Origin of the sequence: Streptomyces sp. NPDC050287 (assembly GCF_044459385.1) — a bacterium.
Classification (GTDB): domain Bacteria; phylum Actinomycetota; class Actinomycetes; order Streptomycetales; family Streptomycetaceae; genus Streptomyces.
The window spans coordinates 85,573-107,273 of the sequence record NZ_JBITIY010000013.1 but is presented as its reverse complement, the minus strand read 5'-3'; the positions used below and the strand labels follow the sequence as shown (position 1 = coordinate 107,273).

Annotated in this window: 22 protein-coding genes, 1 tRNA gene and 1 pseudogene; 15 read left to right on the top strand and 9 right to left on the bottom strand. The window is 68.1% G+C overall.

All coding sequences use genetic code 11. From position 1 onward, the window contains the following. Positions 1 to 40 precede the first annotated feature (40 nt). From ACIBK3_RS35820 to ACIBK3_RS35795, 6 genes and pseudogenes are all read left to right on the top strand, one after another. Positions 41 to 485, top strand: a pseudogene (locus ACIBK3_RS35820) (MMPL family transporter); the annotation flags it as partial. A gap of 354 nt (positions 486 to 839) precedes the next feature. Next, positions 840 to 1,562: a dienelactone hydrolase family protein gene (locus tag ACIBK3_RS35815; RefSeq protein ID WP_399371833.1), complete on the top strand. Its 723-nt coding sequence runs from the start codon at positions 840 to 842 to the stop codon at positions 1,560 to 1,562. A 134-nt stretch (positions 1,563 to 1,696) separates the two neighbouring features. Then, positions 1,697 to 1,912, top strand: coding sequence for a hypothetical protein (locus tag ACIBK3_RS35810; protein ID WP_399371832.1), 216 nt, complete (start codon positions 1,697 to 1,699; stop codon positions 1,910 to 1,912). Between the two features lie 177 nt (positions 1,913 to 2,089). Then, positions 2,090 to 2,162, top strand: a tRNA-Arg gene (locus ACIBK3_RS35805). Between the two features lie 113 nt (positions 2,163 to 2,275). Beyond that, the gene (locus ACIBK3_RS35800) at positions 2,276 to 2,608 is read left to right on the top strand and encodes a hypothetical protein (protein ID WP_399371831.1); all 333 of its coding nucleotides are present in this window, start codon (positions 2,276 to 2,278) and stop codon (positions 2,606 to 2,608) included. A 104-nt stretch (positions 2,609 to 2,712) separates the two neighbouring features. Then, positions 2,713 to 3,048 (top strand): deoxyxylulose-5-phosphate synthase, encoded by a 336-nt coding sequence (locus ACIBK3_RS35795; RefSeq protein ID WP_399371829.1) that lies wholly within the window; start codon positions 2,713 to 2,715, stop codon positions 3,046 to 3,048. Between the two features lie 78 nt (positions 3,049 to 3,126). Here ACIBK3_RS35795 and ACIBK3_RS35790 read toward each other — a convergent pair whose 3' ends face one another. Together ACIBK3_RS35790 and ACIBK3_RS35785 are read right to left on the bottom strand one after the other, a co-directional pair. After that, positions 3,127 to 4,365 carry a tyrosine-type recombinase/integrase gene (locus tag ACIBK3_RS35790; protein WP_399371828.1) on the bottom strand — a complete coding sequence of 413 codons (1,239 nt, stop codon included), beginning with the start codon at positions 4,363 to 4,365 and terminating at the stop codon, positions 3,127 to 3,129. After that, complete coding sequence (locus ACIBK3_RS35785; protein WP_399371826.1) at positions 4,366 to 4,647, bottom strand: helix-turn-helix domain-containing protein; 282 nt, start codon at positions 4,645 to 4,647, stop codon at positions 4,366 to 4,368. A 465-nt stretch (positions 4,648 to 5,112) separates the two neighbouring features. On the opposite strand from ACIBK3_RS35785, the gene ACIBK3_RS35780 reads away from it, so the two are divergent. From ACIBK3_RS35780 to ACIBK3_RS35765, 4 genes are all read left to right on the top strand, one after another. Further along, complete coding sequence (locus tag ACIBK3_RS35780; protein WP_399371824.1) at positions 5,113 to 5,346, top strand: helix-turn-helix transcriptional regulator; 234 nt, start codon at positions 5,113 to 5,115, stop codon at positions 5,344 to 5,346. Between the two features lie 526 nt (positions 5,347 to 5,872). Beyond that, positions 5,873 to 7,180 carry a DUF3631 domain-containing protein gene (locus ACIBK3_RS35775; protein WP_399371822.1) on the top strand — a complete coding sequence of 436 codons (1,308 nt, stop codon included), beginning with the start codon at positions 5,873 to 5,875 and terminating at the stop codon, positions 7,178 to 7,180. Positions 7,181 to 7,368: 188 nt separating this feature from the next. Continuing rightward, positions 7,369 to 8,019 (top strand): plasmid mobilization relaxosome protein MobC, encoded by a 651-nt coding sequence (gene mobC, locus ACIBK3_RS35770; protein WP_399371821.1) that lies wholly within the window; start codon positions 7,369 to 7,371, stop codon positions 8,017 to 8,019. Beyond that, complete coding sequence (locus ACIBK3_RS35765; protein WP_399371820.1) at positions 8,016 to 9,695, top strand: relaxase/mobilization nuclease domain-containing protein; 1,680 nt, start codon at positions 8,016 to 8,018, stop codon at positions 9,693 to 9,695. The genes mobC and ACIBK3_RS35765 overlap by 4 nt, the downstream gene beginning before the upstream one ends. On the opposite strand, the gene ACIBK3_RS35760 is transcribed toward ACIBK3_RS35765, so the two are convergent. From ACIBK3_RS35760 to ACIBK3_RS35735, 6 genes are all read right to left on the bottom strand, one after another. Further along, positions 9,635 to 10,021, bottom strand: a complete 387-nt coding sequence (locus ACIBK3_RS35760; RefSeq protein WP_399371819.1) for a DUF6087 family protein — start codon at positions 10,019 to 10,021, stop codon at positions 9,635 to 9,637. The genes ACIBK3_RS35765 and ACIBK3_RS35760 overlap by 61 nt on opposite strands. 33 nt (positions 10,022 to 10,054) lie before the next feature. Further along, positions 10,055 to 11,242: an ATP-grasp peptide maturase system methyltransferase gene (gene tgmC / locus ACIBK3_RS35755; RefSeq protein ID WP_399371818.1), complete on the bottom strand. Its 1,188-nt coding sequence runs from the start codon at positions 11,240 to 11,242 to the stop codon at positions 10,055 to 10,057. Then, positions 11,232 to 12,197, bottom strand: a complete 966-nt coding sequence (gene tgmB / locus ACIBK3_RS35750) for an ATP-grasp ribosomal peptide maturase (protein ID WP_399371817.1) — start codon at positions 12,195 to 12,197, stop codon at positions 11,232 to 11,234. Before tgmB ends, tgmC begins: the two co-directional genes overlap by 11 nt. A 5-nt stretch (positions 12,198 to 12,202) precedes the next feature. After that, entirely contained in the window at positions 12,203 to 12,505 is a 303-nt protein-coding gene (gene tgmA / locus ACIBK3_RS35745; protein WP_093501793.1) for a putative ATP-grasp-modified RiPP, read from the bottom strand. Between the two features lie 117 nt (positions 12,506 to 12,622). Continuing rightward, positions 12,623 to 12,955, bottom strand: a complete 333-nt coding sequence (locus tag ACIBK3_RS35740; protein WP_399371816.1) for a hypothetical protein — start codon at positions 12,953 to 12,955, stop codon at positions 12,623 to 12,625. 23 nt (positions 12,956 to 12,978) lie between these two features. Then, positions 12,979 to 13,410: an ATP-binding protein gene (locus ACIBK3_RS35735; RefSeq protein ID WP_399371815.1), complete on the bottom strand. Its 432-nt coding sequence runs from the start codon at positions 13,408 to 13,410 to the stop codon at positions 12,979 to 12,981. Positions 13,411 to 13,663: 253 nt separating this feature from the next. Here ACIBK3_RS35735 and ACIBK3_RS35730 point away from each other — a divergent pair, with 253 nt between their 5' ends. The 5 genes from ACIBK3_RS35730 to ACIBK3_RS35710 all read left to right on the top strand — a co-directional run bounded on the left by ACIBK3_RS35730 (position 13,664) and on the right by ACIBK3_RS35710 (position 19,605). Beyond that, a complete protein-coding gene (locus ACIBK3_RS35730) occupies positions 13,664 to 14,920 on the top strand; it encodes a helix-turn-helix domain-containing protein (RefSeq protein ID WP_399371814.1) in 1,257 nt (418 codons plus the stop codon). Then, positions 14,905 to 15,435 (top strand): GNAT family N-acetyltransferase, encoded by a 531-nt coding sequence (locus ACIBK3_RS35725; RefSeq protein ID WP_399371813.1) that lies wholly within the window; start codon positions 14,905 to 14,907, stop codon positions 15,433 to 15,435. Before ACIBK3_RS35730 ends, ACIBK3_RS35725 begins: the two co-directional genes overlap by 16 nt. 276 nt (positions 15,436 to 15,711) lie before the next feature. Next, positions 15,712 to 16,197 carry a hypothetical protein gene (locus tag ACIBK3_RS35720; protein WP_399371811.1) on the top strand — a complete coding sequence of 162 codons (486 nt, stop codon included), beginning with the start codon at positions 15,712 to 15,714 and terminating at the stop codon, positions 16,195 to 16,197. Positions 16,198 to 16,489: 292 nt separating this feature from the next. Beyond that, positions 16,490 to 17,977, top strand: coding sequence for a hypothetical protein (locus ACIBK3_RS35715; protein ID WP_399371809.1), 1,488 nt, complete (start codon positions 16,490 to 16,492; stop codon positions 17,975 to 17,977). Further along, on the top strand, positions 17,971 to 19,605 hold the full coding sequence (locus ACIBK3_RS35710) for a CHAT domain-containing protein (RefSeq protein WP_399372018.1): 1,635 nt from the start codon (positions 17,971 to 17,973) through the stop codon (positions 19,603 to 19,605). Before ACIBK3_RS35715 ends, ACIBK3_RS35710 begins: the two co-directional genes overlap by 7 nt. A gap of 347 nt (positions 19,606 to 19,952) precedes the next feature. Here ACIBK3_RS35710 and ACIBK3_RS35705 read toward each other — a convergent pair whose 3' ends face one another. Then, positions 19,953 to 21,506, bottom strand: a complete 1,554-nt coding sequence (locus ACIBK3_RS35705; RefSeq protein WP_399371808.1) for a hypothetical protein — start codon at positions 21,504 to 21,506, stop codon at positions 19,953 to 19,955. Between the last annotated feature and the right edge of the window lie 195 nt (positions 21,507 to 21,701).

The following is a 21,701-nucleotide window of genomic DNA, read 5'->3' as shown; positions in this document are numbered from 1 at the left end:
CGCCTTCCCCTTGCCTCACGGCGTCTGGAGTGATCAGCACATGGCGACATTTCCTTACCGGATCGGACGGTTGGCCTTCCGGCGGCGCCGGCTCGTGGGTGGTCTGTGGCTGGGTGTCCTGGTGCTGGCCGTCGCCGCCGCCGCCATGGCGCCGGCCGGGGAGGAGGACCTCTCCATGCCCGGCACCGAGTCGCAGAAGGCTTTCGACCTGCTGGACGAGCGCTTCCCCCAGAGCAACTCCCAGGGTGCGGAGGCCCGCTTGGTGTGCCGGGCCCCGGACGGGCAGCGGGTGACGGCCAGGCAGAACAAGGCGGCCGTCGAGGACACGCTCGGCTCGCTGGACGGAGGCGATCAGGTCGCGTCGACCACCGACCCCTTTGAGACCGGCGCGGTCAGCGAGGACGGCACCATCGCCTACTCCACGATCACCTACACCGCGGACGCCATCGACCTGACCGAACCGACGAAGAGCGCCCTCGAGAACCGGACAGCGGCACCGACCGCCTGCCGTAGCGAAGTCCGAGGCGGAGGCACTCTTGAGAGTGCGCGGGCGGGGGCGTGCCCGAAGTCAACGGCATTGTGGTCGGGCACCAAGCTGAGTGCGGTTGCCGTATCAAGACCGTTTCCAGTGTGGTGAGGCGGCATCCGGCCACGGAGCCTCCGCGAAAACCCGTTGGCGGACCACGGCGACCGTTGCTAGCCTCCCGGAGGCCGTGCGAGAGAACGAGGAGGTGGTACCCGTGAACGCAGTATCGACATGGGTGCTCCCCTCCGGGGTCACGGTCGGGCGATAGGTCGTCCGGGAGCGCCGTTCAGGAGCACTCCCGAAAGGCACGACCATGCGATTCACTTCTGAAAAGGGCCTCGACGACGGCGTCCTCGAGCGCGAATTCACCCTCGGCGAGATCCCCGGCACCCTGTGGACGCCCGGATCCGCACCGGCCCCGCTGGTCCTGATGGCCCACAACAACGGCCTGCCCAAGGCTGAACCCCGGCTGGTGGCCCGGGCCCGGTACACCGCGGCGCGCGGCTACGCGGTGGCCACCATCGACGCCGCCGGGTGCGGTGACCGTCCCCGCTCCGCCGCCGACGATCAGGCCCGTGCGGAACTCCGGCGGGCGATGCAGGCCGGCGAACCGGTCGACGAGATCTTCGAGTCCTTCATCGGCCCACTGGTCGAAAACGCGGTACCGGAATGGCAGACCACTCTGGACGCCCTCCTCGAGCTGCCCGAGATCGACGGCCCGGTCGGGTACTCCGGGGGATGGACCGCCCTCGGCATCCGGCTGGCGGTGGTCGAGCCGCGCATCGCGGCCGCAGGCTTCTTCGCCGGGGGGTACGTGCCCCGCGCCCAGCGCGAGGAGGCCCGGCAGGTCACCGTTCCGCTGCTGTTCCTGCTGCAGTGGGACGACGAAGGGAACCCCCGGCAACGGGCCCTGGACCTGTTCGACGCCTTCGGCAGCAAGGAGAAGACGCTGCACGCCAATCTGGGAGGCCACACCGGCACCCCGTCGTTCGAGCTGGAGGACGGATGCCGGTTCTTGGACCGACACCTGAAGTGAGGCCGGGCCGTCCGGCGGGCAGCAGACGGTAGGCGGTGCAGGCCAGGATGCCGTCATCGAGGACAGGTCACGGCCCTCCTCGATGGCGGTGGCCGGCAGATGCACAACCGCCCCGATCGCTGCGGTACCGGACATTGGGGGTACCGGACATCGGCGGTAACGGCCATCGGGGGTACCGGCCGGTCGGGGGTACCGGCCGGTCGGGGCGGCGCTCGGTCAGCAGCGCCTCCATCAGCTGGGACCACGCCATGTTCAAGGCCCGGCTGAAGTGCGCCGTGCTGCGGAAACCCCAGCGGGCCGCCACCCCCACGAAGGCGGCCCCCTGCACCGAGGACGAACGCCTCATCTGACCTGCACACCCGACAGCCAACATCACCAACCTCCAGCCGACGGCGCGCCAGCCGCTACACTGTGGGCGGTGGCACAGCTGCAGGCCAGCCCTGCCATCGCAACACTGTCGGCATCCTGTCTGCTTGAGGCCGGCCCACCTGGGCACCAATTTCAGACACGGTTTCCGACAGATCCCCGCCTTCGTAGCTCAGGGGATAGAGCACCGCTCTCCTAAAGCGGGTGTCGCAGGTTCGAATCCTGCCGGGGGCACAGCAAAACGCCAGGTCAGAGGCCCTTCCGTCCATCGGACGGGAGGGCCTTCGTACTCGCAGCACACATATGGCACACATGCGGCTGCGGGCAGAGGTGGGGAGCTGTGCGAGATGCCCGCGAAGGACGAGCTGGCCCGGCGCCGGCACGACAAGCTGGTTGACCGCTTGGAGAGCCTGATGCGGGCTTCACTGAAGCCTCGCCACCGGGGCTACCACGGGCAGCTGATCCTGAGCAGCGGCGATCTTGAGGAGATGGGCGAACTGAACGACGTCCGCCGTGCTGCACGCGAGGCGGGCCGTCGTCTCGGCTGGCAACCGAAGACCCACGTCGTCGACGCAAGACTCTTCGTGTACGACGACCGCGAGGTCCCCAGAGAGATCAGCGAGCTGGCCGCGAGGGATGCTGCTGACGCCGTCGACGCAGCACTCCGAAGAGGCGAGTAGAAGCAAGTACGGTCGGCCCTCGCCGCCCCACCTTTGCCGAAGGGCCTGCGCAGCATGCCGGAAATCTGTCGAACCCGACCCTGTGGTGGCTCTATCCTTCCCGCATGGCCCATGCCAAGACCTCGTACGTTTGCCTGCGCTGCCGGGCCTCGTACAAGCAGCCCTACCCCGGGTACCACGACCACGACCGGATCTGTCCACGCTGCACCGAACCACTGATCCACGTCGGCTCCGCCTTCGCGGCACCCAAGAGGCGGGACACCGCCGCCTGGCGCACCCTCTCCGTGCTGCTGCACGCCGGTGTGCGCTTCCACAAAAGCTGCTGCGGCGGCCCCGGCTACCGCCCACGCACCCTCAGCGAGGTACGCGAGCGGATGGCCTACGCCCGGGCCACCGGTGAACCGTTCGCTCAGGCGTTGGTCCGCCGCGACCTGCCCTAGCAGCCCGAAAGCAGGGGTCGCTCCGCCGCGCCGCCGAAGCAACCCCTGCTGTCATAGACAGCACGGATAAGGCACACATCACGCCGCGGGATCCTCCAGGACGGCCACAGCCTCGGCAGCCTTGCGGGCCTTCTTCTCCGCCTTCTCCAGCTTGGCCTTCGCCTTGGCCAGTTGCTTGGAGCGGCGCTTATGCATCTTTTTCGAGACCTCGTCCAGACGGTCCGGGAAGAGGTGCCCGTACGTGTCCAGGGTCAGCGTCGCGGACTTGTGGCCCAGCATCGTCTGTACGACGTTGACGTCCGCGCCGCTGGCGATGGCGAGCGAGGCTGCCGTGTGCCTCAGCTTGTGCGGGGTGACCTTGAGGTGTCCCAGTCCGGCCTTCGCGACCGCCGGTGCGAAGAACCGCTGGCGGAAGTTGCGGGCCCGCAGTGGCCCGCCCTGCGGGGCGGTGAAGAGCAGGTCCTCATCTCCCCGCCCCTGGACGTGAGGCTTCAACTCCTCGGCCAGGAACCGCGGGATCGGTACCGATCGGCGCTCGTGGTTCTTGGGGGTGTCGAGGTAGAGCTTGCCGTTGTCCTCGGCGTACGCCTCGACGATGTGCGCCCGGCAGGCATCAAGGTCGACGCGCCCTACCTTCAGCGCGGACCCCTCGCCCCAGCGCAGGCCGGTGTAGGCCAGCAGCAGGATGAACACCCGGTAGGCGCCTGACGCGTTGGCCAGCGCGTCGACCTGCATGTCGTCGAGGTAAACGTGGTCGGCCGGCATCGCCTTCGGCAGGGGCACACCGACCGCAGGGTTGACCACCAGACGACGCGCCTGGACCGCGTAGCCGAGAACGCGGCTGAGGACGACGTAAGCCTTGCGGACCGAGCGAGGGCTGAGCTTCCTGCCGCCGGTCGCCTCACCGGACAGCAGGTCCGCGAGCCACTCGGCGATGTCCTCGAAGTGGATGCGGTCCAGCGGGGTGGTGCCCCACTTGGGGATCACGTGGACGTCGAGAACGCCGCGATAGCGGACTCGAGTTGAACGCTTGAGATGGATCTGCGCAGACAGCCAGGACTCGGCTACCTCTGCGAACTTCACTCGCGCGGCGGCCGGATCGCGGTAGGAGCCGTCGTTGAGACGGGACTCCATCCTCGTTCGCTCCGACTCGGCGTCGACCTTGCGGGTGAAGGTCTTCATCTTCGGCTTGCCGTCAGGGTCGTACCAGCGCACGCGGTAGCGCCCCGGTGGCGTACGGCCCGCCCGCTTGGCTTCCGCGACGGACCGTGCGTACGCCGCGTGCCCTATGCGGTCCTCAATCCAGACCCGAGCCAACTAGCACCCCCTCCGGTCATCACTGGACACCGACGGGAGCGGCAGGAGCAGGGTTGCGGGAGGGACGCCGAGCGCAGTGGCGATGGCGACGAGATCGTCTACGTCGCAGCGCCGGTGGGCGCGTTCGGTTCGGCTGAGGGCGGTGTTGCTCATCGGGCGGCCCAGAGCGGTGCAGCGGGCGGCGAGCTGGTGCTGGGTCAGACCGAGCACGAGGCATAGGTGCTCGATGGCGCGGGCGGCGTGGAGGCCAGCGGGGCCTATTTCGACAGGTCGGTTGGGCATGACAGATAGCTGTAACTTGCAGTCGGCCGTTATGGCAAGAGTTAGTTCTTAAACTCTCCAAAAGTCGTTCAGGGGCGAAGTGGTGTTCGTCTCGTCGAATTCCGGTACATCACGAGCCGTTTCCGCAGGGAGGTTGTGCTACCTTCCCTCCGCGGCAAAGAAGTGGGCGATTTGAGCACCTATTGGATGCAGTGTCCGGCGGGCTGGCCGCGTCACTCCTGACCGCAGGACGCCACCTCTGAGCTGCCGAGGTACCGGATTCCGGCACCTCGTCCGGTTGCTTCTTCGCAGAAAATTTCGGCTTCCGCGGGAGCGATTTCGGCAACCGGCGATCCGCCCTTACTGTTTTGGTCTTCCCCGGCCACACCGAGGGAAGTAACGGGGCGTTTCAGAATTCACTCTGGACGCTCCATGGGTGGTGTGGCTGTGTTGCCCACGCCTGCCATCCAAAACCCTGATTCCGATATGGAGACCTCATTGCCGAACCACTCCCCGCGCCTTGCCGGCGCCGAGCGTGACCAGCTCGCCACTCCCACCGACGTGGCCGCGTATCTCGGGGTGCCGGTGAAGACGCTCTACCAGTGGAAGTACCGGGGCATCGGCCCCAGGGTCCACAAGGTCGGCCGTCACCTGCGCTACCGCTGGCGGGAGGTGGACGCGTGGCTGGATGCCCAGACGTCGTACGACCTCACGGCCTGACCCCGCGTCTGGCGCGGACAACGAAGCGGCCCCCGGCGCGCCAACGCCGAGGGCCGAAGACTTCCCAACTGATCGCCCATCCCTGAACGAATGAGCTGGTGAGGGGCGGGACCTTGCCCGTCCTGCCTCTCACCGGAGAGGAACGCCTATGGAGGACTCTACGTCCCCCAGCTCCACGAACACCTCCCCGACCGGCTGGCCCACTCCCGCCGTCCCCGGCGAGGGCGTCCCCTGGCGCCGCAGGGATCAGGCGGACACACGGTCCCCGGCGTCGGGCACCGTCGAGCACTCGGCGGATGTGGAAGCCCACGGAAACCGTCCCCAGCCGCCTGCAGATGCTGCCGTTGGGGACCGTCCCCGCGACGTGCCCGCTGCTCGGTCCCCGCACGTCCCGGTCCCCGTATCGACATCCGGCGCAAACCCGCAGGCCAGCGGCCTGAAATCGGGGACCGGTCCCCAAGAGGCTGCAGTTGCACCAGGGGACCGTGAGCACGGTCCCCGCCAGTCGCCGGGCACCCACACCCTCGTGGCGGACACCGTCCAGCAGGAGGGGACCGGTCCCGTCGACGCACGGGGACCGGAGCACGAGGTCGGTCCCCGGCCTCCTCGGGGGCCGGCAGACCCTGGGGAAAGGGGGTCCGGTGAGGGTGCGGAACTGCTGGATGAGCTGCGGGCGGCGATCGGCAAGTACGTCGTGCTGCCCAGTGACGAGGCGCTGACAGCGGCCACCCTGTGGGTGGCGGCCACGCACATCCAGACCGCGCTGCAGCACGCGCCGCGTCTGGCGGTCGTAGGCCCGACGAAGGGCGGCGGCAAGTCCCGGGTCCTGGACGTGCTCCACGAGACCGTCCACCAGCCGATCATGACGGTGAACATGTCCACGGCGGTGCTCTTCCGCATCATCGGCAAGAACCCGCGCACGATCCTGGTGGACGAGGCCGACACCATCTTCAGCAAGGCCGGAGACAACGAGGAACTTCGCGGCCTGCTGAACGCCGGACACCAGCGCAACCGGCCCGCCTGGCGTATCTCCGGTCCGGAGCACAAACCAACCCCGTATCCAACCTTCGCCATGGCCGCACTGGCCTCGATCGGCGACCTGCCCGACACGATCACAGACCGGGCGGTCGTGCTCCGCATGCAAAAGCGCAAGCCGAGCGAGAAGGTGACCCCCTTCCGCTCGCGCTACGCCACACCGGAACTGAACGCACTGCGGGACGAGTTGGCCGCCTGGCTGGGAACCCTGCGCGGCACGGCCGGCCTCATGGCGCCGACCATGCCGGTGGAGGACCGGGCGGCAGACACCTGGGAACCGCTGGTCATCATCGCCGACCTGGCCGGCGGCCACTGGCCCGCCAGCGCCCGTGCGGCCTGCGTGGCGATGACCCGGTACGAGGCCGTCCAGGACGAGCAGACCAACCTGAAGACACGGCTGCTGCGCGACATCCACCGCATCTTCGAGGCACACGGCAACCCCGAGGCCCTGTCCTCCCTGGATCTGGTCACCGCCCTGCTCCAGGACCCCGACGCCCCCTGGGCGGAGCACGGCACCAACGGGCTCAACGCCTATCACCTGGGCAGAATGCTGCGGGACTTCGACATCCGCCCGGCCAACTACCGGTTCGACAAGGGCAGGCAGGCCAAGGGGTACGCCCGTAACCGGTTCCTCGACAGCTGGGCCCGCCACTGCCCCGACCTCACCGAGACGGCGCCCGCCCCCGCGCACGACGCCACACCCGCGCGCCAGGCTCAGGGCAAGCCACCCGCCGCCCCGGCGGGCCAGCTGCCCATCGGCCCGCCCGGCGGACCCGCCGGCCCCCAACGCGCCCGCTGACCCGCCTCCGCCTGGGTCCGTATCACTGCGTCGCATCCGTCCCCGCGCAGGTCAGCGCGGGGACGGATGTCCTCACCGGGACGGACTTCTCCGTACCTCCTCGAGTGTCCGTACCTGTGCTGACCAGGCATGGGACGGATGCGACGCACCTGACGCACCTCCCGCCCCCTCAGCACCGGAGCACCACCATGCGCGAACAGCACCACGAACTGCCCATACCTCAGGAGCAGATGCACACCACCTCAGCCCCAGACAGCGCAGCAAGGTATCCCGCTGGACCGTCCAAGGGTCGGCTCAACGGGGATCCCTCCGCCCCGGGGGTGGCGGAGGGGCTCGGGCACCAAGGGGCGCCCAAGGGGAAACAGCCCGCAGGCACCGCCGTCGCCCAACTGCCGCGTGCCGCTGACGTCGCCGCGCTGCACCGCGTCGCCCGTCGCCGCCAGCGCGAAGCCGTGCAACGCAAAGAACGCGTCGATGTGCGCTACAGCGTCGACGAGAAGGCCGACATCCTCCGCGAAGCTCGCTTGCTGAACATCGCCGGCGCCCACTACGTCGGCGCCGTCGTCATGGCCCACGTCCATGGTGATCTCGCCATGCCCGGCCAGCGCACCGAACTCGACGACTACATCGACGAGCTGACCGCCCTCCGCAGCGAGGTTGCCAAGATCGGCCATAACATCAACCAGATCGCCAAGAAGCTCAACTTCGGCGGCCATCCACAGCCTGGGGACACCGCCGTCCTGACCCAGGCCGAACGCACCCTGACCGCGGTCGGCGCCACCATCCGCCACATCGCATCCGCCGCGAACCAGGCTGTCGCCAAGAAGGCGGCCCGATGATCGCGAAGATCAGCAGCGGCAAGGAAACCGCCGGATTGATCCGGTACCTGTTCGACACGAAGAAATCCAAGGACCACACCGACCCGCACCTGGTCGCCTCCTGGGACGGCTTCGCCCCCGACCCCGGCCGCACCAACGACTTCGACGCCACCACGAGGCTCCTCGTCGCCGACCTCGACCTGCACGTCAAGCAGGCCCGGAGGCTCGGCCGCGCCCCCGAGAAGTACGTGTGGCACTGCTCCATACGCGCCGCCCCCGAAGACCGCATTCTCAGCGACGAGGAGTGGGCCGCCATCGCCCGCCGCGTCGTTGCCGCCACCGGCATCGCGCCCGACGACGACCCGGACGGCTGCCGCTGGGTCGCAGTCCGCCACGCACCGGACCACATCCACATCGCCGCCACCAAGGTCCGAGCGGATCTGCGCACCGCGCGGCACTGGAACGACTACCTCACCGCCGACCGTGAACTCGCCGCCATCGAGAAGGAATACGGCCTGCACAAGGTCGTACGCGGGGACCGCACCGCCGCCAAGCGGCCCACCCGAGCCGAGCAGGAGAAGGCCCTCCGCGCCGGCCAGGAGAAGCCCACCCGCGAACGGCTGCGCACCACCGTGCGCACCGCCGTGGCCGCCGCCTCCAGCATGGAGGAGTTCATTCACCTGCTCAGCCACCTCAACGGCGTGCTCGTGGAAGTCGTGTATTTCCCCTCCGGCGATGTACGCGGCTACAAGATCGCGGCCGAAGACACCACCACCGCCGGCAAGGACCCCGTCTGGTTCTCCGGGTCCGAACTCGCCCCGGACCTGTCCTTCCCCAAGATCCGACAGCGCCTGGAGGCCATCGACCGGCAGCCCGCCGACCAGCCGGGCCGGCGCAGGCCCAACCCCTGGCACCAGGCCACCGCCGCCGCCGAACGCATACCCCACCACCTCGACCAGGACGACGACCAAGCCTCCCAAGCCCACCTCGCTGCCTTCGGCGAAGCCCTCGACGCCCTCTCCCTCCTCACGCCCCAGACCCTGAGAACTCAACTACGGGAAGCAGCCACGGCGTTCGAGCGCGCCACGCGCTCCCGCATCGGGGCTGCACACCACCACACTCGCGCTCTGCGCGGCGCCGTGCGGGCGATGGTCCGCGAGCCCGCCCCCAAGGACGGCGCCATCCTGGCGATGTTCCTGGACGCCGCGATCCTCGTCGCGATCGCCGCCTCCCGTTGGCACGAGCTGCGCCACCACGACCAGCAAGTCGCCGCCGCCCAAGAAACCCTGCACCACCTCCAAGCCGCCTACGACCAAGCCTCGGCCGAGCCCCTGGCCGCCCTCGCAAGCCGTCGGCCCCCTCGGCAGGCCGCAAATCGGCACATCCGACAACTACGCCAGGTAGTACCCGAGCACGTCGATCAGATCATCGAAGACCCCGCCTTCGACGCCCTCACCACCGCGCTCGCCGCGGCGGAGGCCGCTGGCCACAACGCGTCCACCGTCCTCAGCGAGGCGCTCACCCAGCGCACCCTGGACGACGCCCACAGCCCCGCACGAGCACTGACCTGGCGCATCCACCGTCTCGCCGACAGACACGTACCAGGCCCACGCACGCAGGCAGTAACCCGTGCGCATCACATCGCAGTGCCTTCCACGGCTCCGCGACCGGAGCGGTCTCGGGCTCGGCGGCGCTGATCACCTCTGTGCTGGGCCCCCACCGTCCGAAGTGGGTGACTGGGGTTTGCGGTGCTTGCCGGTGCCGGAGCCGAGCGGCTTCGGCACCGGCCCGGTCGGCGTCGGCTCATTGACCTCGGGATGCAGGAGGCCTTGGCCTCCGCCAGGTTGGCGACGAAGCCGTACGGCTCCCACGTATGTCCGTTCCAGCGCTCGATGGCTCGGGGTGCGTCCGGGTTCAGATGGGATGCCTTGGGGCCATCGCCGGAGACGACAGGTACGGCGCGGAGTCGGCCGATCTTCGAGTCACGGCGTTCCGCCCAGTCCTTCAGCGGCTCGTCGTCCATCCTGCGTTCCTCGCGTCGGCGGTGGTGGCTGTGTCAGGAGGGTAGCCGCCACTGCGGACCGCTCGGGTTTCCGAGCCAGACGACCTGTCCGTCGCGGGAGACGGTCACTCCGAACGCGGCGGTGCTCGGCGCGCCGTGCTCCTCCCAGGTGGCGATGGCCGACTCGATCCCGTCCCAGAGACGCCGGGGGCCGCCCTGCCGGACCTCCCAGCCGCTGTCGGCAGCGGTGAGTACGGCGAAGGAATCGGTGACGCTGTCCAGTACGAACGTGCTGAGCGGGCTGCCGTCGACCGCCATGGAGAAGAATCGGGCGTCCGGTGCGGCGAGTTGTGCCATGAACGCCGGCCCGGAGTCGGTAAGTGCCTCCGGTCCGTACGCGGCCTTCCGCTTCGTTCCGTCGGCAGGTCCCGGGACCATGCCGAGGCTCTCCGGCGCATCCTGCTGGCGGGCGATCATGAAGCTCGGGTCGTCCTCGCTGAACCAGCCGCTCGCGCTGTTGCCAGCGGCGATGAGTTTGACCAGGCCGAGGGAGCGCATCCAGCCGCGCAAGGTGGTGAGGATAACGCCGCCCGGCCGTACCTGTTCCAGCCAGGAGGGTGGGATGTTGCGGAAGCCGCAGGTGGCGATCAGCCGGTCGTAAGGCGCTCCGTCCGGGTGGCCGACGCGGCCGTCCCCCACCAGCAGGTGAGGGCTGTAGTCGGCACTGGCGAGAGCCTCACGGGCGCGTCGGGCCACGCCCTCGTCCGTCTCGATCGAGGTCACTCTGCCGCTGTCGAGCCGGTGGCACAGCAGGGCCGTCGAGTAACCAGTACCCGTGCCGATCTCCAGCACGTTCATGCCGTCGTGCACGTCCAGGTCTTCGAGCATCCGGACGACGAGGCTGGGCAGGGTCGATGACGAGGTCGGGGCCGCGTTGCTGATCGGCTTCGGGTCGGTCCAGTCGATGTCGTGGCCGTCGAACTGGGTCATCCATGTCTCGTCGGTGTAGACGAGCCGGAGCCACTCGTCCTGGTCGACAGTCTCCGGCGTCACGGGCTCCCAAGTGGTTACGCCAGGTGCGTCGCTCTCCCGGTAGAAGCGCGGGACGAACACGTGGCGAGGCACCGCTTCAACGGCGGCTCGCCACTGTGGCGACCGCAGCCGGCCGTCCTCCTTCAGCTGGCGGGCGAGCCGAAGCCGTAGATCGGCAGCGGCCGTCTCGATATCGGGCTCACTGGCCATGGACACCTCCTTCCAGGAGGTCGGCGAGTGCGGCGGTCATTGGCAGACCGGTGGGCGGCTCCATCCATGCCCACTGCCCGGAAGGATTGCACTCGATGAAGATCCACTCACCCGAGTCGGTCAGGGCGAAGTCGAACGCCCCGAAGACGAGCCCGAAGTGCTTCAGGTAGGCGTGCATCGACTGCTCCACCGCGGGCGGGGCCGCAAGCGGCGTGTACGTGTGAGTGCTGTAGTCAGTCCGCCAGTCGAGGAGACCGGAGTCGATCTGCACGGCGAAGATCTGCTCGCCGATCACCGTGACCCGGATGTCGGCGACCTTGTCCACGCGCTTCTGGAAGAGGTGCATGGTGCCGGTCACGGAGTTATCGATCTCGTTGGCACTCACTTCGGTCACCGGGACGGTCTGGGCCTGGCCGTCGACCAGGTAGAGCGGCACCGAGATCGGCTTGAAGATGGCCGGGCCGTACTCCTTGATGAAAGCCCGTGCGTCGTCCGGGACGTTGGTGATGACCGTAGGCGGCACCTTGAAGCCTGCCGCCGCCGCTGCCGCGAGGCCGGCGGGCTTGTACTCGGCGTCGCCGATGCGGTTGGGGTGGTTGACGTAGAGGCAGCCGGGCAGGGAGGTCAGGATGCCGCCGAGCCCGTAGCGAGCTTGGGTCACGGCAAACCGCGCATCCTGCTGGTCGAGGTGAGGGAAGGCGAATCCGGAGGGGCGCCGGTAGTACATGGAGCGGACGGCGCCCAATTCGGCATGTCGGCTCGGGGTCTGCACGCTTCCCCGCCAGCCGTCAGTGTCGCCGCCGATGGCGGCCGAGCACGACAGGGTGGCTGGGAAGTCACCGGAGTCGAACCGCACGACCGGGACACCCCGGTCGTGCAGCTCGGCAATCACGAAGTCCGCGGTCGGGTCGTCAAGGTTGGTGACGACCAGGACCGGACGCTCGTCGTTCGTCACCACAGTCACTGGTCGGTGTCGTTGCCCGTATCGCTGTCCGGGGAGTCGCTGTTGCGGTCCCCCTGGCCGGTGGTGCCGGTCTTGGGGTTCGTACCGGAAGATGTGCCGTGGCCGGGGGACATGGTGGGCGCCCCGGAGGCGTCGAAGTACCGGGCGGTCTGCGTCGCCGGGTCCAACTTCACCGTCGCGTAACCGGAGTCCTCGACGGGCGGGTACGGGGCGATCCGGCGCAGGCCCCATGGGACGGCGGTCAGGTGTCCCTGCGGCAGCGGGCTGCCCGTGGGAAAGCGATCCATGTGGTTGAACACAATCTTCCTTTCGGTGGTGGAAGTACCTGTGTGGTGACTGTCTTGCTTGCCCGCCGGCCACCTGCGGCTTTCATGTGCCCAGCGGGAGCAGTGAGTGCCGGTCGGCGCCATACGGGATCAGACCGGCGCGAGCACTTGCCGTCGAAGGCCCTCAAGCACACGCGTGAGCAGGGCTACTTCCGGCTCCCTGGCCTCGACGGCGGCTCGGCCCTCGGCGTACCAGCGGCCGAGATGCCGCTGCCATGCGTTGTCCGCTCGACCGACCTCGGCGCATATCTCCCCGAGCGCCAGGTCGGACTCCATATGCAGCTGGAGGAGATCGGCCGGTGTGATGCGCAGCGGCTCGGCGAACATCGACGAATCGCAATCGTCTGCCAGCTGGAGGGGCCCGAGTGTGACTTCCACGCAGGCGTCCGGGGCCGGATCGTCCACCAGCTCGTCTGCCCGCATGAGCCGTAACGAAATGCGGGGCCTCAACATGCGACCGGTGCTTCCGTGCCCGGCACTTCCAGCTCGGCCCACACGACCTTGCCCCAGCGCTTACGGTCGTAACCCCATCTCCAGCTAAGGGCTTCGACCAGGAGCAGGCCGCGCCCTCCCTCCGAGTCGTCATCGAGGTTGCCCGGCTCGGGAGTGTCCCGGCAGCTGTCGGCGACACCGATGCGCACCACGCGCTCGGCCGGCCGCGTGACCCGGACCCGGACGACACGGCACCGCGTATGACGGACCACGTTGTTGACCAGCTCGGCGACGACCTGGGCACCGTCCCCAGCCAACTCACCTATGCCCCAGGTATTCAGAGCAGCGGAGACGAGCAGACGGGCCCGGCGAGCGGATTCCGGCTCACACGGCATCGTCTCGGTGTACCCGGGCGCGCCGGTCGCAGTAGGTCGAGCTGCGGTCATGGTCACGAGAACATCACTCCGAGGGTGGGACGCCCGCCCCGCCGACGGGGTGACGACGGAACGGGCTCTTCTCCATGCCGCCGAGAGGAAGGGGGAATCGGAACCTCCCGACGGGCGATGACCAGTCAACGACCCGGAAGGGGACGGGAACAGGAAAGGTCGCTCCCTCGCCGGTCGCCTCGAACCGGAAGACTTTGCGGTCCCGTGATCTGAGGGCTGGTTCGCTCGATGCTGTCGGTCTACCGTCGGAGACATGGCAGCGAACGCCATCCTCAAGAGCCGGATGGACGAACTCGGTCTCACGCAGGAGGAATTAGCAGGCCGGATGAACACCGCACTCGCGGACATCACCGGCCGACCCGGCGACGTCTCCGCCCGAACGGTACGCAACCTGCTGAACGGAACCTCGCGCCGGCCCATCGGACGCACATGCGCCGCTCTGGAGCGGGTGTTCGGCTGTCCGGTCGAGGACTTAGGGTTCAGCGCACCACGCACCATGCACCACCCGCAGGAGGAGGATCCCGTGCGGCGTCGCACCTTCATCGCCTCGGCCACCGGGACCGCAGCTGTAGCCGTCCCCTTGGTGGCCCAACGCCGCGCCGTCGGCATGTCGGACGTGGCACGCGCCGCCGCCGGAATGAACGCACTCGTCGAAGCCGACGACCGCCAAGGCGGTCACTCCGAACTGGAAAGGGCAGCCGCCGCGGGCCGCGACGGCGTCCTGGAGCTGCAACAGCGCAACGCCAGTGAACGCGTCCGCCGCGCCCTGTATGCACTGGCTGCCGAGTACACCACCATCGCGGCCTGGTCCTGCATCGACGCCCGCAACCTCGACCAGGCCCAGAATTACCTGAACGAATCCGCGACCTACGCTGGCCTCTCCCAAGACGGCCCCACCGAGATGCGGGTATGGGTCAACCTCTCCATGCTCGCCTACCAGCGGCACAACTGGCCCGAAGCACTCGCGGCGGCACAAGCGGCACAAGCCTCCTACGCAGCTCGCCGGGACCCCTTCTTCGACTCACTGGGCCGGGTCCGCGCCGCCCTCGCATACGCGGCCCTCGGGGACAGGCGGGCCGGCCTGCGGTCCCTGGGATCTGCCCAGGACACCTACACCAAGACGGCGGAGCGCGAACGCCCTCGCTGGACGGCCTTTTACGGCCAGGCCGAACTCGACCACCTCGCCGCCATCGTGCAATTCAACAGCGGACGCCCCGCCCACGCCGAGGCCATGGCCCACCGCGCCCTGGCCAAGATCCCGGCAGCTTTCCGGCGCAACAAGGCCCTCGCCACCGCGCAGCTCGCCCTCGCTCAGCTCCACCAAGGCGAAGCCGAGCAGGCCACGGTCACCGCCTCCGACGTCTTCGCGATCATGGACGGCGATCCCCTGCCGGGCCGCATGCGCACGCTCATCGGCGACTTCCACCGGGGCCTGTTCGTCCGGGCTCCCTCCACCGCCTACGCACGAGACTGGGCAGACCGCATGCGCACCGAATGGAGTCGAGCGTGACCGACCTGCGTCACTTCCAGCACGGAAACCTCCCCGAGGGCTTCCGTCAGATGCTCATCGACGTACACGCTGACGCCTACGCCGACCAGATGGACGACCCCTTCCACCAACGCTTCGCCTGGTTCGCCGACCATTGGTCCGGTATGGACGGCTTCTCCTGTGTCGTCGCCTACGACGGAGAAGAACCGACCGGCTTCGCCTACGGCGCTCCGCTCGCGCCCGGCCGCGAATGGTGGCGCTCCACCGGGTACCGGCCGAACAATGGCTACTTCTCCACATACGCCGTGTCTGAGGTCATGGTGCGCCTCCACTGGCGCAAGCAGGGAATCTCTGAACGACTCCACGAAGCGCTCCTGAAGGAGCGAACGGAGGACCTCGCTGTACTCCTGGTCGACGTGACCCACCCCAAGGTGCAGGCGCTCTACGAGTCGTGGGGGTACGCCAAGACCGGCGAGCAGCAACCGTTCGCAGACTCACCGGTGTACGCCGTCATGGTCAAGCAGCTCCGAGCCTGACGCAGAAATCCGGGGAGACGCGTTGGGCGGCCCCAACTACTGGCGTACGCCCAAGCACACCGTCACCTGGCAGGCTGCCTGAGCCCAGCGGCAGGCACGGGCAGCGCCTTCAGTCCCGATGGCGCTCCCTTCCGTCGTCGGCACCCAGTAGATGGGACGGCCCAGCCAAGCTGGTCGGCCGGGCCCGTAGACGGGCAGCAGTTTCTTCACGCGCCCAGGCTCATGTCGGCTCCAGCAACTCCCCACCGGCGAATGCGGAAGGGCCACAATTGGACCATGTCACAACGAGATGATCTGCTGCAGGAAATCCGTACGCTCTCCGAGGCGGAGGCCGTTCGGGCGCTGACGGCACTGGTGGAGGATCGCGGGCTCATTTCCTCAGCCAACGACATGCCCGCGAAGGACGACGAGTTGAGAGTCGCCGTAGACACGGAGGAGACGGCGGAGTACCTGCAGTCGATCAGCTCTTCGGTCGGCGAGGGCGACTTGGCGCGCCTCGCGCTGGAGTACGCAGCAGCGCACGAGGACTTGGTGGACGTGGTCGTTGAGGCCGTCGAGTACGCACGGTCGCCGAGTGACCGTTTCGACCCTGTGTCCCTCTCCGTCGGTGTTCTGGCCGTCACGCTCCTCCAGACGGAGGTCATGGTCAAGCGGGATGCGCGCGGCAGATGGAGCCTAACCGTGCACAAGCGAGCCCTGCGGGACTCCACACTGAGTCGTCTGCTGACAGCGCTCCTGTCCCACCTCACCAACGGCAAGTAGTGGGAAGCCGGGGATGACGGTTTCGGTGAGGGCGCCCTACTCGTGGCAGTGCGAGGAGTGCGACAGGGAGTGCCGGGTCCCGGTGTGGCACATCGTCGACGGCCGTGAGCGTGCCGACGTCCTCGGAAGCCCTGGCGCTCCGGATGCTTTCGGCCCCGGCGTGTGGTGGGTGGACTGTCCTGGCTGTGGCACCCGGACGTACATCGAGGCGCCGCTGTTGATCCTGCGCCCAGGGGTGACGCCACCAGCGCTGTACGCGACTTCCATGGCGGAGCTCCAGCAGGATGGGCCGGTGGGAGCAGCTGTTCTGGTTGACCAGGCCGAGCGCGCCGGGGCGTTCCGCAGCGACTTCTTTGCCGGGCAGGTGATTCCACTGCCCCGCAGACTGTTGCCGTTCGCTCTGACCCGCGACGTTGACCGGGACCTGGTGGATCCCGAGAGAGCATGCCAGGAGCTGGTGTCGTACGGGGCGCCGACAGTTGCCAACTACCGGTTCTTCCTGGAGTGCGTGGCGGAGGACCAGGACGAAGAGCAGGCCAGGAAGCTGTTGCGGGCGATCATGGGAAGCCCGCCGGACCAGCTCGCTGACCTGGTTCGCGCCCACCCTGAGCTCACCGGCGACACCCGGGTGCGCGACGCTGGGATGGAGGAGCTGCGCTCGGCGGCCGGCACCCCGGTGGAGGCTGCGCTCCGCATCCGCCACGACCTGCTGGACGGCTTGTGTGGCGGCCGAGTGCCACTGGGGGTGGCGGTGGACCGCTACTTCGCGTCTTTGGCCGCCTTCGGTGACGACCTGCTGGCCCGGTTGCACGCGATGTACGTCGAGGTGCGTACCAGCGACAGCCTGGAGGTGATCCCGCTGGCCCGCGACGCGCTGGAGCTCGCCGAGCAGTTGGGCGAGGAGGAGGTAGAGACGGAACTCGCTGCCCGACTCGGCGAACGTTTGGTGGTCGCCGTACGCACCGGGCTGGATGCCGATCTGTCCGAGGCGCTGCGCGTCCTGGAACGCGCTCTGGTTCGGTTGCCCGAGGGCAGCCTGCAGTGGGTCGAGGTGGCGAACAACCTCGCTGCCGCCCAGCACCTTCGTGACGACGGCGACCGGCTGGAGTGCTGGGAGGCCGCCCGCGACCTACTCGCTCGCGCCACCACTCTGGACCGCCGCTCCCACCCAGAGTTCTGGGCGCGGATCCAGACCAACTACGGGCTGCTGCTCGCCGAACGCCCGAGCGGCGACTCCACTGACCTCACCCTGGGCATCGGCCACGTCAGGGCAGGGCTGAGGAACGGTCCCCCGAGCGCGGCCGAGTCGACTGGGCATACTCCATGCTCAACCTGGGACTGCTGCTGTATCGACGCGCCGAACCAGCAGACGTGCGGGAGGCGGAGCAGTGCTACCGGGACGCCCTGCGACACCTGCGCCCGAGTGATGACCCCGTGCTGTGGTCGCAACTGCAGTGCAACCTGGCCGACCTGTTGCTCTCCCACGAACCTGCGGACCCGCGCGGTGCCTGGGAAGCGGCTACCGCCGTGCTCGAGTTGGACTCCGAGCGCCCGGGCCTCCTCGACACCAGCCGAATCACCTGGCTCCTGGCCCAGGCCACCGACCTCCTCGACGGGCCAGGCAGCGTCGAGAGCGTGCGGCTGCGCCGCGCAGCCCTGGCTACTGCATCACCGCACGTCTCCCCATCCCTTCACCTCGCCATCGCCCGGGAAGTACTCAACGCCCTCGCCACGGCCGAGGACTGGGCCGGAGCTGCCGACGTCGCGTCGGACATGCTGACTGCCGTCCACGCGATGTACGACGCCCAGGTCACCGCCGCCGGCCGCCGGAGCGTGCTCGCCCAGGCAACCGGGATCGCCCGCTGGGCTGCCTTCCTGCTGGCCCGTGCGGGGCGCCCGGAACGCGCCATCGAAGCGATCGAACGAGGTCTGGCCTGCGAGCTGTCGGTGGTGGCCGGGCGAGGCGCGGTGGACCTGGAGGCGTTGAAGCGCGTCGACCCCACCATGGCCCGCCGCTACCAGCAGGCCCGCGAGCGGTACCGGGCCCTGGTCGCGGAAGCACCCGCAGCCTCACCCGGTGGCCCGTCCGTAGGAGCGGCGGACGTGCAGGCAGCGGCGGAACGCGCCATGCGCACGGTGATCGAGGAGATCCGCGCGATCCCCGGCTTCGAGGGCTTCCTGCGCACCACCGAGCTGACCGACATCGTGCGTGCCGCTGGCGGCACGCCGCTCGCATACCTGGTGAACGCTCCCTGGGGCAGTTACGTCCTTGTGATCCCCCGCAAGCCCGACACACCTGAAGCAAGCGGCGACATGCCCAGTGCGGCACTGGGGGCGCCCGCCGTACGGACCATCTTCGTCCCCGAGGTGAGCAGCACTTCGATCGTCCACCTCCTGGCCCTGGACCCGGACGATGCCGCCATAGGACTGCTCTTGGTCCAGCAGGCTGGGGTCCTCAAGCGCCGCCGTCTGCTCCCGACGGCCCTCGAACGCCTCCGGGGCCTCGCCCCGCTCCTGCGCCCCATCGCCCGGCTCCTCGCGGAGGACCCGCAGCGCGAGGTCGTCGTCGTGCCAACCGGTCTGCTGGGGCACGCGCCACTGAACGCCGTACCGTTCGGCCCAGGAACGGACGACGTATGCGACGCCATCGGGACGCTGATGCTCGCCCCGTCGGCGGGCGTGTACGCCGCCTCCCGTGCGGCGGCTGCGCGAACGCCGACTTCGGTGTCTCGGCTGGTGGCCGTCACCGACCCCGACGGTTCGCTCCCAGGCGCTCGGAGCGAGTACGCCGAGATTCGGGCGCTGTTCGAGCCATGGGGCGAGACCGTTTGCGCGGTGGGGACTGATGCCACCGTGAGCTGGTTGCTCGACCATCTCTCCGAGGCATCGCACCTTCATCTAAGCTGCCACGGGGGCGCGGACATCGTCAGTCGGGGCGCCTCATTGGCCCTCACCGACGGCCCTCTTAGCATGGACATGCTCATTCAGCGTCAACTCCCGCACTGCCGCCTCGTGGTGGCAAGCGCCTGCCAGTCGGGACACTACGAGATCATCGAGGCACCCGACGAGTTCATCGGACTCCCTGCGGGTTTTCTCCAGGCTGGAGCGGCCTGCGTGGTCGCCAGTCTGTGGCAGGTGGACGATGTGGCGACCGCCTTGCTGATGACGCGCCTGTACGAACTGCTCGCACCCACCGGTGCCACGCCCGGCGCACTCCCAGCACCCGCGCTGCGCCACTCGCGTACCTGGCTGCGCCATCTCACGTGGGATGACCTCGCGCGGTACACCGCCGCCCACCCACACCTGGCCGACCTGGCCAGGAGGTACGTCCGGCCTGCGAACGCCGTGGACGAGCGGCCTTTTGCCTCGCCCGTCCACTGGGCGGCGTTCACTGCGTGGGGGGTGTGAGCACGCGAAGACACGCGAGCCTGGCCCTCAGTGTCATCGCCCGCCGGAGTGGGCTGACCGGAATCCAGCTGTACCTTCGCCTTCCAGGACGCCGGGCTTCGTGCGTGCCCGATGCGTGAGCTGACGGTCCAGCGCAGGAGCAAGAATTTGACCCAACTCCGGCTGCTCGCAAGGCCGGACGCGGAGCGGCCCTCTTAACCTGCTCCAAGCACTCGGAGACGGCTCCCAGGATCCCCCAGACTACTCGGCGGGCGCAGAAGGCCGGGCAGACTTACCCGCCGAAGCTGCGAGTCACGTACACCAAGTGACCACTCTGTGAAAGAAAAGGCACTCGGATGACGTATGCCTCATGCGAGGTTAGGAAATCTCGGGCGCCATCCGAACTGCCTGAGTCCGACTCTGTCAACGACGACGGCATGGTGCCCCAGTCTCAAGGTGAACGCCTCCTCGGAATAGTGCAGGCCCCGCTTCGGCAGATCCGGACGCTTGAGCATCTCCACAACGCTGCGAAGCGACGGCGGGTCTCCGGCCTCGATGAGATAGCGCAACGAGGTCGGGTAGATGCCCTGCACGGAAATCGGCCGTAGACAGAGCTGCTGGGGTGTGCCCACGCCCCAGGTCATCTCGATCTCACTGAGCTGGGGCCATCCGTCCGACAGCTCGGCCACGGCAGTCCCTGACTCCAGTTCGCCACGCACCCTTCCCAACTGGTCTGCGGCAGAGGTGACCCAGTTCTCCACTTTACCTACTTCCCGCCGCGTGACAGCGTCGATGGGCCACTTGATTTCGAGGCAGATTCCCAGCTTGTTCTCGGCGTCGACAGCTATGACGTCCAGGTCGCCCGCGCGTTTTCCATCAGCACGCAGCACCTTCACACCGCTCCGGGCTACTACCCCCGGAATCGCGGCAAACCAGTCCTCCCACTCTTTTGCCCGTTTCCCCAAGGTATGCCCCACCCGACCGAACCGACTCGCATCTTGAGCCGCCGTTCTCAGCGCAATGACATCAACCGCCCTCGAAGTGATGAGAGGAGGACAAAGAATGATCTTCTCTCCACTCTCAACCAGAGGCGCGGTCCGGGCCGAACGGCCCACCCGATAGGTCAACCGCTCAAGCAGGTCGTCGATATGCGCGGGCGGAACTTCTGGGCACAGCTGGCTCAAGGCATCGACCATCACCTGCCGATCCAGATGAGCAAGCGTGCTCTCCAGTCTCACGGCAGAGCGTGCCGCAAGTTCACAGAGGTCGGCAAGCCCCATGATGCCGGCCAGGAGAACCGCGGCTTCCCTCATAGTGAGTCCGTTGCCGAGGGCGAAGGAATCGGGCAAGTATCCTTCCGGCGCAGACTTCCTCCAAGCGTCAATAGACACCATTGCCCGATCTGCGGACGCCTTCAAAACCTCGAACGGCGGCCCCTCGCGCGAGTCGACGGGGCGAGCCCGCGCCCACCTCCGTTCCACCTCGGAGAGCGGTGGTAGTTCTCTGGGGCGTGCTCGTGATTCCAGATACATGTCGGCTGCCTCAAGGGCCACATCCCAGGCGTGGCGAACTCGAAGATCCCTGCCTCTTCGTCTAACCGAGTAACCACCCATGCGGATACTGTGTTCTATCTGCTCCCACCGTGAGAACTCGATAGCGGAGGTGAGTACTTCGAAAGCCGCCTCCTCATCACATTCACCGTCACCAAGCGGAAACTGGTGATGCCACTCAACCAAGAACTCGAAGAGAGTTTCCCAGGGAACATCAGTCTGCATCCCGGCGTCTATCTCCCTGGCCCTGAACTCGGCCGCCTTCCGCAGTAGCGCGTAGATGCGTCCCTCTCCCGCACTCCATGCACGGTGTAGCCGCAGTGCTGACCTCTTCCTGGAAATCTCCTCCAGAAGCTCTTCCGCCGGTTTCATGTCTCTCCCCCCCCTCACCATCCGAGACCCTCGGCATGGCATCAGTCAGATACCTGGACGCATCCAAGCGCAGACCACGGTCTTGGTCCCCATGTGATCCTCGTACATCAAGCAGTACGACACCACCAGATTGCCAGCACCACATGCGTTAGGCCCCCCGCCCCAGGTGACCCTCCATCGGTCAAAAACGATCAC

Bases quoted from the DNA above. Each gene is read 5' to 3' on its own strand.
- ACIBK3_RS35725 (WP_399371813.1), top strand. From the start codon at position 14,905: ATGGAGTCGAGCGTGACCGACCTGCGTCACTTCCAGCACGGAAACCTC.
- mobC (WP_399371821.1), top strand. From the start codon at position 7,369: ATGCGCGAACAGCACCACGAACTGCCCATACCTCAGGAGCAGATGCAC.
- ACIBK3_RS35720 (WP_399371811.1), top strand. From the start codon at position 15,712: ATGTCACAACGAGATGATCTGCTGCAGGAAATCCGTACGCTCTCCGAG.
- ACIBK3_RS35710 (WP_399372018.1), top strand. From the start codon at position 17,971: ATGCTGACTGCCGTCCACGCGATGTACGACGCCCAGGTCACCGCCGCC.
- ACIBK3_RS35815 (WP_399371833.1), top strand. From the start codon at position 840: ATGCGATTCACTTCTGAAAAGGGCCTCGACGACGGCGTCCTCGAGCGC.
- ACIBK3_RS35785 (WP_399371826.1), bottom strand. From the start codon at position 4,647: ATGCCCAACCGACCTGTCGAAATAGGCCCCGCTGGCCTCCACGCCGCC.
- tgmC (WP_399371818.1), bottom strand. From the start codon at position 11,242: ATGGCCAGTGAGCCCGATATCGAGACGGCCGCTGCCGATCTACGGCTT.
- ACIBK3_RS35800 (WP_399371831.1), top strand. From the start codon at position 2,276: ATGCCCGCGAAGGACGAGCTGGCCCGGCGCCGGCACGACAAGCTGGTT.
- ACIBK3_RS35735 (WP_399371815.1), bottom strand. From the start codon at position 13,410: ATGACCGCAGCTCGACCTACTGCGACCGGCGCGCCCGGGTACACCGAG.
- ACIBK3_RS35765 (WP_399371820.1), top strand. From the start codon at position 8,016: ATGATCGCGAAGATCAGCAGCGGCAAGGAAACCGCCGGATTGATCCGG.
- ACIBK3_RS35730 (WP_399371814.1), top strand. From the start codon at position 13,664: ATGGCAGCGAACGCCATCCTCAAGAGCCGGATGGACGAACTCGGTCTC.
- ACIBK3_RS35740 (WP_399371816.1), bottom strand. From the start codon at position 12,955: ATGCGGGCAGACGAGCTGGTGGACGATCCGGCCCCGGACGCCTGCGTG.
- ACIBK3_RS35760 (WP_399371819.1), bottom strand. From the start codon at position 10,021: ATGGACGACGAGCCGCTGAAGGACTGGGCGGAACGCCGTGACTCGAAG.
- ACIBK3_RS35780 (WP_399371824.1), top strand. From the start codon at position 5,113: ATGGAGACCTCATTGCCGAACCACTCCCCGCGCCTTGCCGGCGCCGAG.
- ACIBK3_RS35705 (WP_399371808.1), bottom strand. From the start codon at position 21,506: ATGAAACCGGCGGAAGAGCTTCTGGAGGAGATTTCCAGGAAGAGGTCA.
- ACIBK3_RS35795 (WP_399371829.1), top strand. From the start codon at position 2,713: ATGGCCCATGCCAAGACCTCGTACGTTTGCCTGCGCTGCCGGGCCTCG.